The sequence below is a fragment of the Meiothermus hypogaeus genome (assembly GCF_003574035.1).
In the GTDB taxonomy this organism is placed as follows: Bacteria; Deinococcota; Deinococci; order Deinococcales; family Thermaceae; genus Meiothermus; species Meiothermus hypogaeus.
Genome location: NZ_QWKY01000008.1, coordinates 63,489 through 73,019, shown reverse-complemented (window position 1 = coordinate 73,019; position 9,531 = coordinate 63,489). Strand labels below are relative to the sequence as shown.

Below are 9,531 nucleotides of genomic sequence, written 5' to 3'. Positions count from 1 at the left end.
CCCCTCGAGGGGCAACCCCTCCCCCACCCCGGCCAGCCTCTGCCGCAAGGCTTGCAGGTAGGGCGCCTCCCCTGTGGTCTGGTGCAGATTGCAAAGCCCGGTGGTGGTACAGCCAATCATCCAGCCCAGGTAGTCGGTGGCGGCCCCCCTGAGCAAAAATTCGTCCAGCATTCGCTGCAACGGTGAAACTGTCACCACCGGCACCGCCATCCACGCACTGGTAGGCCCCAACCGCTGCCCATCTCCCACCAATAGCGCAGGCAGGGGCCCCGGTTGCAAGGAATCTACCAGCCCTACCGGGTTTTCCCTTGCCGAGACTTCCAGCTCCAAAACCTCCGGCCAGGCGCTGGGGTTTTGTCCCAGCACTTCAGACATATCCAGCACAAAGCTGGCCCACTGGGCCGGAATCCGTACATCCAGCTCCCCTATCAAGCCGCCTTTGTAAAAAACCTGAACCCAGGCGGTACGGCGGCAATCGCGGGCATTCACCAAACGCAACAGGGGCCGCGCCGGGGCTGCTACCTGGGGCCTGGGGAACCACAGACAAACGGGCCGTTCTGCCAGTTGAAGCACCTGCAGAGCAAAATTGGCTGTTTCCAGTAACGCCGCCTCGGCCTGGGCAGCACATTCCTGGGTCTTCCATTCGGGAGGAATATGCATGGGCTTTTCAGAACACCTCGAGCGCCCCCCCAAACACCCGCCCCACCGGACGACCCTGCTCCCACAGGGTCAGGTCGGCGGGCGCGCCCGGGCGAATCTGGCCATGTTCGGGCCATCCTGCCGCCAGGGCAGCGCCCCGGGTGTAGGCCCACAGCACCTCGGCGGGGGTCAGGTTCTGGGCTGGGTTCAAGGGGTGTGCCGTAGCGGCCTGGAAGTTCAGTTCAAAGAGGGGCCGCATCACCGGCGCGTCCGAGCCGAAGGCCAGCGGCAGGCCGGTGTTCCAGAGGTCACGCAGGCGAAAGGCCTCGAGCTCGTGCCCCTTCAGGTGATAGCGCACCAGCTCGGCGTCGCCCAGCAAGTGCATGGGCTGCATCGAGAGGGCCAGGTTTAGCCCCGCGAACAGCGGCAGCTCAGCATCGCGCACGTGCTGGACATGCTCGAGGCGGAAAATGCGCCGGGCCCGGGGCTTCAAGCGGTGAAAAACCTTCAGCACCCCCTGTACCGCCCACGTGCCGATGGCATGCACCACCAGGCCAAACCCAGCCTGCAAGGCCGCATGGCCCTCGCTTTCGATGAGTTCCAGGGGGTCGAGTACAAGGCCGTGCGAGCCATCGGGATAGGGCTCGATCATCCAGGCGGTGCGGCTGCCCAGGGCCCCATCGGCAAAGAACTTGACCGCCGCTACTTCCAGCCGGTCGCCCCGCCAGCCGGGCCGGGTTTCACGCCAGTGGTCTTTGTCCAGCGCCCACCACAGCCGCACCGGGAGCCGCCCCGATTGGGCCAGTTGCTCGGCCAGGCTGTAGTGGCACCAGCCCATGTGATGAACGGCGGTGTAGCCCCGGCGGGCCAGGTCTTGCAGGCCACGCTCGAGCTCGACCAGGCCGGGCTGGGGCAGCACCCGGTTGACCAGCTCCTGGGCGTTCTCGAGCAGATATCCGGTAGGCCTGCCCTGTGCATCCCGCACCAGGGCCCCCCCCGAAGGGTCGGGGGTTTCAGGGGTTACTCCCGCTTGCTCCAGGGCCTGGCTATTGGCCCAGGCCGAGTGGCGGTCGCGGCTCTGCAAAAACACCGGGTGATGCGGCGCAGCGGCATCCAGCAGTTCGCGGGTAGGGTAGGCCCGAAACAAATAGCCCCCGCCGCGAATCCAAGCGCCAGGGGACAGGGTGCGGGCCTTCTCGGCCACCCTTTGCGCCACGGCCTGGGGCTCGGTCAAGCCGTCCAGATCCAGGCTTTCCAGTTGTAGGCCCCACATCTGCGGATGGGCATGGGCTTCGTGCAGGCCGGGCGTAAGCTGCTCAAAAGACTGCTTTTTAGCGCCGGGGTAACGGGCGCTCAGGTCTTCCAGGGGACCCACATCGGCAATGCGCTCGCCCTCGAGGTAGACCGCTTCAGCCTGACCCATTTCGCTCATGGTTTCTACACGCCCATATAACAGCATGGGGGCATCCTATCCCGCCCACCGCCAACGCTCAAGTTGGGGGTCTTTTGGCCTGACGCTTTTGTCTTGCGACCTTAGACCTAATACCGGATTCAAAAAGACAGTTTACAAAACCAAAAACACCAGAGGCTGTCTTTTTGAATCCTAGAGCACACCCCTCCCTTGAGTACCGGCGCTAGCCGGGGGCCGATGGCCCTTCACTGACGGTCGGCGAAAAAAGCCTCACCCTTCCAAGGGGCGGTATCGCCCTCCGCTACGCGGATAACTTCCAAGGGGCGGTATCGCCCTCCGCTACGCGGATAACTTCCAAGGGGCGGTATCGCCCTCCGCTACGCGGATAACTTCGGTCGGGTTAGTTCGTCACCAAAGGGTGACGAACTAACCGAATCTGGTATAAGACCCTCAAGAACTTGATTGGGTGATTGCCTTCATATCCAGCCCACAACCCGCGGCTATACTCAGTAACCAATGAGACGGGGATTGCTGATTGGTTTGGGAATATTCACCGGACTGGTATTGGGCTGGGCTGTATTCGAGCGCTACCACCACCAGCGGGTGTTTGCGGGCGTAGAGGCCGCCGGGGTCGCGGTAGGCGGCCTGACCCTGGACGAGGCTGCCGCGAAAATTGCTGCCGCCACGCAAAGCGTCACCCCACCCCGTCTCACCCTCAAGGCAGGCGACCAAACCCTCGAGGTGTCCGCCGCCGAGCTTGGCTGGAAGCCCGATGCCCGCGCCACCGCCGAGCGGGCCTACGCCGTGGGTCGTACCCGTTTTGCCGAGCGCGTGGCGGCTCTGCTGGGGCAGGTCAAGGTGCCCCTTGTGCCCAGCGTGGACGCCGTCGCCCTGGAAAAGCGCCTGCAAGAGATTGCCCGATCCCTCGAGTCCTCCCCCCAGAACGCCCAAGTGGTCTTCAAGAACGGACAGTACCGCCTGATCCCCGAAAAGGCCGGGCTGAAGCTGGACATTCAGAGCGCGATTGCAACCTATGTGCTGCATCCCGAGCAGACCGTGCTCGAGTTTTTCCCCAAAACCCTCACCCCCCGCCTCACTACCCCCATGCTGGAACCTGTAGTCCGGCGGGCCAACGAGCTCCTGCGGCCCGTCACCCTGGTGTATGCCGAACCCAGGCTGGCCGGGGGTGGTAAGGTGCATAAACGCACCCTGAACAGCAGTGAGGTGGCCGGGCTTTTGAGCGTGCAGGAGGAAGTCAAGGTTAATGTCCCGGCCCTGAATAAAGCCCTGGCTCAGATGGCCCGCTTTGACCGGCTGCCGGTGGATGCGCGCTACGTCTTGAACCCTGAGGGGCAACTGGTGGTGCGCCCGGAGGTGGAGGGCTGGAAGATGAACCAACCCGAAACACGCAAGCGACTGGAACTGGCCCTGCTGCGCCCCGATATCAGCGAGTTTGCCTTGACCGTGGTTCCCAAAGCTGCCCAGGTACGGGCCGCCGACCTCCCCAGGGTCGAAGATCTTCAGTTGCTGGCCGAAGCCACCACCTACTACGGCGGCTCTACAACCGAGCGCATCGCCAACGTCCACGCCGCCGCCCGAAATCTGGATGGCTACATCGTGCCAGCAGGCGGGGTCTTCAATTTCAACAACGCCATCGGCAACATCAGCCCCGAGAACGGTTTCATGGAGGCGCTGGTCATCTCCGGAGGACGCACCATCAAGGGCGTGGGGGGCGGGGTTTGCCAGGTCTCCACTACCGCCTTCCGGGCCTTGTACCAGGCCGGGCTGCCTATCCTCGAGCGCAACCAGCACGCCTACCGGGTGCGCTGGTACGACCCCATCGTGGGCTACGACGCGGCGGTGTACCAGCCCTACCTCAACCTGCGGGCCGCCAACGACACCCCTGGCCCCCTGGTCGTGCGCACCGTCTTCACCCGCTCCACCCTCACGGTGCGGCTCTACGGCATCCCCGACGGACGGCAGGTTTCGGTTTCCAAACCCACCATCCTTTCCCGTACCCCCCACCCGCCACCGCAGTACATCGTGGACAACAGCCTGCGCCCCGGCCAGGTCAAGCAGGTCGACTGGGCGGTGGATGGCTACCGCACCCGCATCACCCGTACCATCACCCGCCCCGATGGCAAAGTAGCTGTAGACGTGCTCACCTCCAACTTCCGCCCCTGGCGAGCGGTCTATCAGGTGGGACCCCAGACGCCTGCACCAGGGGATGAAGTGGCCTCGAGGTAGCCCCCTACGCCGGGCTGAGTTCCACCCGATTGCGGCCCAGGTGCTTAGCCTGATACAGCGCTTTGTCGGCCCGCTCGAGCAGGTTGTGAATGCTATCGCCTATATGCCCTTCGGCCACACCAAAGCTGGCCGAGACGGCCCCCACCTGGTCGAAGGGCCAGAAGGCGATGTCCTCGCGCAGACGTTCCACTGCGGCCAGTACATCGTGCTGGCTTTCGCCACGCATGACAATCATGAATTCTTCACCGCCCCAGCGCCCCAGCATGTCGCCCTTTCGCAATGAAGACCGCAGGCGTCGGCCCACCTCTTTGAGCACCTGATCACCTACGTCATGTCCGTAGCGGTCGTTAATTTGCTTGAAGTGGTCAATGTCAAGTAGAACCACATACAAACCAAACATATGTTGCGATGCCTCTTCCAGCACCTCACTCAGGGCCAGGCGATTGGGCAGCCCGGTCAGGGGATCGGTGCGGGCCAGGGCGTGCATCTGTAACACCTGCCGGTGGGCGTCGGCCAGCTGATCCTTGATGATCGCCAGCGTATACAACAAGCCTGTCATGGCAAACAGGCGCATTTCGCTGCGCACGAAGGCCAAAAACTCTTCACGGTGCTGCCCCAGCGCTATCTCGCTTCCTAGGCGAAATAGGCCCAAGGCCAGGGTCATCACAAACAAGGCCAGGCTATAAATCAGGCCCCTGCGGGCATCAAAAATGATGTAGAGCAAAATCATCAAAAAAGCCATGACCCAGTAAGTGCTCTCGATCTCGACCCAGTTTTTTGTGAGATCGCCCCAGAAGAAGTAGTAACCCAGCTTGATGGTAAAAAAGGCTGCCGTGGTGGCAACAACTTCCCGCTCGATAGACTCCAGTTTAGCTTTGTGAAACAGCCGCCACGCCCAGCTAACGCATAGCAGAATGAACAGTGGATACAGCCAGTGAATGAACCCCTCTTCGGGACGAAATATCCAGATCAAGATCAAAACGGGGATGGCCAGCACTACGCCCCAAAAGTAGACCGTTCGCTTTCTGTTACTTGCCCAGTCCAAACGCACCCCCCCTGCACGCCATCAGTCTACGGGGTTTGGCGGGGAATCTTTACTGCAAATGGGCACACCCATGCCGGTTAGACGTAACGGTACTCTATTTAGCCACCTCCGAGTTAGACGCTTTATCGCCCAAGCGACGCTCATTTCCAGCCTGTAGGCGCTTAATGTTTTCGCGGTGCGTCCAGAAAATAAGGCCAGCCAGCACCAGCAGGGTCAGGATTTCCCACAAAGGCCGCCCCAGTGCAATGGTGACAACCACAGCGGTCAGACCCCCAATCATGCTTCCGGCGGATACAAACCGGGTAAGCCACATGGTGAGCACACCCACCGGAAAAGTCAGCAGAGCCACCAGGGGGTCAAGGAACAGCAAAGTGCCAAAACTGGTCGCTACCCCCTTTCCTCCTGTAAAGCGCAGAAAAACCGAATAGTTGTGACCGAGCACCGCGGCCAGCGCTACCCCCCCCAGCAAGGGCCCTTCGATGTTAAACAAGCGGGCCAACAAAACCGCAATACCTCCCTTGAACACATCGAACACAGCAACCAGTGCTGCCGGGCCCGCCCCCAGGGTACGCAGGATGTTGGTAGCCCCGGTATTGCCCGAGCCCACTTTCTGGATGTCTACGCCATAGTAGCGGGCCACCCAAGCGCCCGCAGGAATTGCACCAAACAAATAGGCCAGCAGCAGGATAAGCCAGGTTGTCCACTCCACACAGGCATTTTATATGACCTTACCTGGGCGCTACGTACGCATAGCTCAGGGACTGCCCTGAAAGTCGCCTGGTTGCTCTTCCTGTGCCATGCAAAGGGTTTGGAGGGTGTGCGCGAAGGCCCTCCACGGCATGAGTATTCCGATTTTGGACGCCATAAAACATATCGAAGCACATAGAAGCGTCCTGAAGCTATTTTTTTCGGCTATCGGCCATAGGCTATCCGCTATCAGCTAATCGCTAAAGCGCTCCTCTTTCCAGGGGTCGCCCCGGCGGTGGTAGCCGTTAACTTCCCAAAAACCGAGTTCTTCTTGGTCCAAAAACTCCAAGCCCCGCACCCATTTGGCGCTTTTCCAGGCATACAAATGCGGCACGATCAGGCGCATGGGGCCACCGTGGTCGCGGGGAATGGGCTGGCCAAAGAGCTTGTGGGCGAGGATATTCTGCTCGAGCAAAAAGTCTTCCAGGGTGAGGTTGGTGGTGTAGCCGCCATAGCAGTGAACCAGCACGGCCCGGGCCTGCGGCTTGAGTTTGACCTGCTGCATCAAGTCTGGCACGCGAATACCGCTCCACTGCACGTCCAGCTTGCTCCAGCGGGTCACGCAGTGGAAGTCGGCGGTCAGGTCGGACTGCGGGAGGGCCATCAGGTCTTGCCAGCTAAAGGTTTTGGCCTCTTCCACCTGCCCCTTGATTTCAAAGCGCACCTCCTCGGGGCGCACCGTGGGGGTGGGGCCGTAGGTGAGCACGGGAAACTTCTCGGTGAGTACCTGGCCGGGGGGTACCCGGCTGGTGTCCAAGTTTTTGGGCTTAAAAAAGTTGCCAAACATATCCGAAGAATAGCCGCGGGGCCGTGTCGCTCGGGTAAGCGGGGGCACAAAACCCCTAGCGCGAACGGTACTGGATGACCTCCACTTTTTCCATGGTGATAAGCCCCTCCCGCACCATCTGATCCAGGGTGGGCAGGAAGGCCTGAATCTTTTCCTCGCTGTCCACAATTTCAACACAGATGGGCAGGTCTTCGGATAGCTGGAGAATTTTGGCGGTGTGAATGCGGGAATGAGCACCAAAACCCATGAATCCCTTAAAGACCGTGGCTCCGGCCAGGCCCGCTTTTTTGGCCTCGAGCACAATCGCCTCGTACAGCGGTTGGCCCTGCCACTTGTCCGACTCCCCCAAAAAAATCCGCACCAGTTTGGCTTCCCCTTGGAGCTTCATACCCACCTCCCGGCCCAGCGGTAGGCCAGCCAGACCACCCCAAAGCCCAGCACCACGCTACCTGCGGCATACAAAAAGGCTTTGGCCCACTCCCCCTGCTGCACCAGGGTGAGGGTCTCCCAGCTAAAGGTGGAAAAGGTGGTGTAGCCCCCCAACACCCCCACCGCCAGAAATAGCCGCCACTCCGGGCTCAGGGCCCCGTCCAGGCTCAGGCGCAGCACCAGGCCAATCAAAAAGCTGCCGGAGAGGTTAATCAGAAAGGTGCTCCAGGGGAACCCCGGCCCGCTGAGGCCCTGCACCCAGGCCCCCAGCCCATAGCGCAACGCGGCGCCTATGGCCCCACCTAGCATGACCAGCAGGTAGCGCTCCACGCTGCACAGTATCTTCCCTAAAGACCACCTTAATCCAGCCCTCTACCGTGCTCTCAGGAAAAGCAGGTTAGACTTTTGGGATGAGATTTTGGAGCGTTGCGATTTTAATGCTGCTATTGGGAGCTTGCGCCCCTCAGCCGGGGATTAGCGATAACCAAAGGCGGGAATGGGGTTTGCAGCCCATCATTGGCAACTTTGCACCCGACCGGGGCGAGGGGGGCAAGTACAAGCTGCGCGAACGGGTGTTTTTCAGCTTCACCCTGAGCCAGCCCGGCTACGTGACGCTGGTGACTATGGACTCCGACTCCACCACGGTGGTGCTCGAGCGCAACGTGCAACTGCCCGCCGGACGCCACACCTTCCCCCTGGCCACCGACCGCAACGCCCAGGGCCAGGCCACCTACCTGGTGGTGCCACCCCTGGGGCCTTCGCGCTTTAGGCTCCTGTACACCAGTACCCCGGCCACCAACCGCGAGCTATTCCGGGGCAAGCTAAGCAACGAGGAGTTCAACCGCCACACCCAGGCCTACCTGAGCGAGGCCCCGGTGCGTGATGTGGCCGAGACCTGGATGGAGGCGGTGCAGTGATACGCTGGCTCGCTATTGCACTGGTAGGGGTTTTGGGACTTTCAGCCTGTACCCAGCCGGGCCCCCAGACCCAGGTGTGTACCCCCGTAACCGACCAGGGAAGCGTAACCGGGAGCCTTACACCGGTCAGCACGCTCAAGGTACTCGACCCCGACAAAACCGAAGTGGCTCCTAGCGAAGTGGTGGTCACCGACAGCACGTTTAGTGCAAGTGCCGGAGACTTGCTGGTCAGCAACTGCAACGACGGTCTACTGCGCAAAGTAACCGGGGTCTCCACGCAGTTTGTAAGTGGTAACGGGGTTTCCAGTCAGGCTGTACGCAAGGTTTACATCAAGACCGAAGGTGCTGCCCTCGAGGACGCCATTGCCTCGGGCGACGTAACGCTCGAAACCGACCTGACCATCGGCGAGGCCAACATGGTGCAGGCCCTGGACGGGGTGAGCGTGCAAGACTTCACCGGAAAAATCAACCTGACCAACGTCAAGTTCGACATTCCGGGAGTGCCCGGCGCTTCCATCACCCTGAATGGCTTTATCGAGCAAACCCTCAAACCCAACTTCAACCTGAAGTTCAGCAGTGGCAGCATCGAGGTGTTCAAGGCCGGGATGAGCGGCACCCTCAAGGCCGGGATCAGCGCCACCATCCAGGCCAACGCCAGCTATAGCCCCTTTAGCCTCAATAAAGAGTTGGCTTCCTGGAACATCAAGCGGGCTTTTTTGGTGGGCAGTGTGCCGGTGGTGGTGGTGTTGCAGCCCAAACTGATTGCCGGGGTGAGCAGCAACGCCAGCGGCAAGGTGACGGTAACGGTGGGCATCGCCCCCACCTTCACCACCAACGTCCAGCTCGACTACAACCGCAGCCGCACCACCAACGGCGGCTGGAACAACACCTTTACTGCCAACTTTGCCCTCAACCCCACTTTCAACTACTCGGTTCCGGTGCAGGGTTCGGGCAACGCTTTTGCCGGGCTGGCCATGGACATCAAGTTTTATGGTGTTGCAGGGCCCAGCCTCGAGGCCAAACCCTTTATCAACCTGACCCTCTCCGGCAACAACGGCTCGGCCACGCTCAAAAGCGGCATCAACGGTAGCAGCAAGGTCGAGGCCGGCTTTAAGGTGCTGGGCAAGGGCTTGGAAACCAGCTACAACGGCCCCAGCATCGAGCAGGCCCGCACCTTTAGCTGCCAGGCCCCCAGTACCTGTACGGCCAACTAGACTGCCGAAAACTCAAGACTGCAGGCCAAAAAGAAAAAGGCGAACCGTCGCCCTGGCCAAAGCGTGGGTGGGGGTGGCAAGTTGGCTTGCGGCTG

At 61.2% G+C, this 9,531-nt stretch carries 10 protein-coding genes; 3 read left to right on the top strand and 7 right to left on the bottom strand.

All coding sequences use genetic code 11. From position 1 onward, the window contains the following. Positions 1-660: hypothetical protein (locus Mhypo_RS03795; protein WP_147371337.1), on the bottom strand; the 660-nt coding region annotated here is incomplete at its 3' end. A 7-nt stretch (positions 661-667) separates the two neighbouring features. Beyond that, the gene (locus Mhypo_RS03790; RefSeq protein WP_119339965.1) at positions 668-2,098 is read right to left on the bottom strand and encodes an amidohydrolase; all 1,431 of its coding nucleotides are present in this window, start codon (positions 2,096-2,098) and stop codon (positions 668-670) included. 468 nt (positions 2,099-2,566) lie between these two features. Here Mhypo_RS03790 and Mhypo_RS03785 point away from each other — a divergent pair, with 468 nt between their 5' ends. Then, positions 2,567-4,297 carry a VanW family protein gene (locus Mhypo_RS03785; protein ID WP_119339964.1) on the top strand — a complete coding sequence of 577 codons (1,731 nt, stop codon included), beginning with the start codon at positions 2,567-2,569 and terminating at the stop codon, positions 4,295-4,297. Positions 4,298-4,301: 4 nt separating this feature from the next. On the opposite strand, the gene Mhypo_RS03780 is transcribed toward Mhypo_RS03785, so the two are convergent. From Mhypo_RS03780 to crcB, 5 genes are all read right to left on the bottom strand, one after another. Further along, entirely contained in the window at positions 4,302-5,294 is a 993-nt protein-coding gene (locus tag Mhypo_RS03780) for a GGDEF domain-containing protein (protein WP_240637104.1), read from the bottom strand. Positions 5,295-5,436: 142 nt separating this feature from the next. After that, positions 5,437-6,051 carry a glycerol-3-phosphate 1-O-acyltransferase PlsY gene (gene plsY / locus Mhypo_RS03775; protein ID WP_119339962.1) on the bottom strand — a complete coding sequence of 205 codons (615 nt, stop codon included), beginning with the start codon at positions 6,049-6,051 and terminating at the stop codon, positions 5,437-5,439. A gap of 231 nt (positions 6,052-6,282) precedes the next feature. Next, positions 6,283-6,876, bottom strand: a complete 594-nt coding sequence (locus Mhypo_RS03770; protein ID WP_119339961.1) for a sulfite oxidase-like oxidoreductase — start codon at positions 6,874-6,876, stop codon at positions 6,283-6,285. A 55-nt stretch (positions 6,877-6,931) separates the two neighbouring features. After that, complete coding sequence (locus tag Mhypo_RS03765; protein ID WP_119339960.1) at positions 6,932-7,264, bottom strand: DUF190 domain-containing protein; 333 nt, start codon at positions 7,262-7,264, stop codon at positions 6,932-6,934. Then, the gene (gene crcB / locus Mhypo_RS03760; protein WP_119339959.1) at positions 7,261-7,635 is read right to left on the bottom strand and encodes a fluoride efflux transporter CrcB; all 375 of its coding nucleotides are present in this window, start codon (positions 7,633-7,635) and stop codon (positions 7,261-7,263) included. The genes Mhypo_RS03765 and crcB overlap by 4 nt, the downstream gene beginning before the upstream one ends. A 173-nt stretch (positions 7,636-7,808) precedes the next feature. Here crcB and Mhypo_RS03755 point away from each other — a divergent pair, with 173 nt between their 5' ends. After that, a complete protein-coding gene (locus Mhypo_RS03755) occupies positions 7,809-8,222 on the top strand; it encodes a DUF4384 domain-containing protein (RefSeq protein ID WP_240637103.1) in 414 nt (137 codons plus the stop codon). Beyond that, positions 8,219-9,436: a hypothetical protein gene (locus Mhypo_RS03750; RefSeq protein ID WP_240637102.1), complete on the top strand. Its 1,218-nt coding sequence runs from the start codon at positions 8,219-8,221 to the stop codon at positions 9,434-9,436. The genes Mhypo_RS03755 and Mhypo_RS03750 overlap by 4 nt, the downstream gene beginning before the upstream one ends. Positions 9,437-9,531: the final 95 nt, after the last annotated feature.

Excerpts from the sequence above, each read along its gene's own strand:
- Mhypo_RS03785 (WP_119339964.1), top strand. The coding sequence starts at position 2,567 with ATGAGACGGGGATTGCTGATTGGTTTGGGAATATTCACCGGACTGGTA.
- Mhypo_RS03765 (WP_119339960.1), bottom strand. The coding sequence starts at position 7,264 with ATGAAGCTCCAAGGGGAAGCCAAACTGGTGCGGATTTTTTTGGGGGAG.
- Mhypo_RS03790 (WP_119339965.1), bottom strand. The coding sequence starts at position 2,098 with ATGCTGTTATATGGGCGTGTAGAAACCATGAGCGAAATGGGTCAGGCT.
- Mhypo_RS03770 (WP_119339961.1), bottom strand. The coding sequence starts at position 6,876 with ATGTTTGGCAACTTTTTTAAGCCCAAAAACTTGGACACCAGCCGGGTA.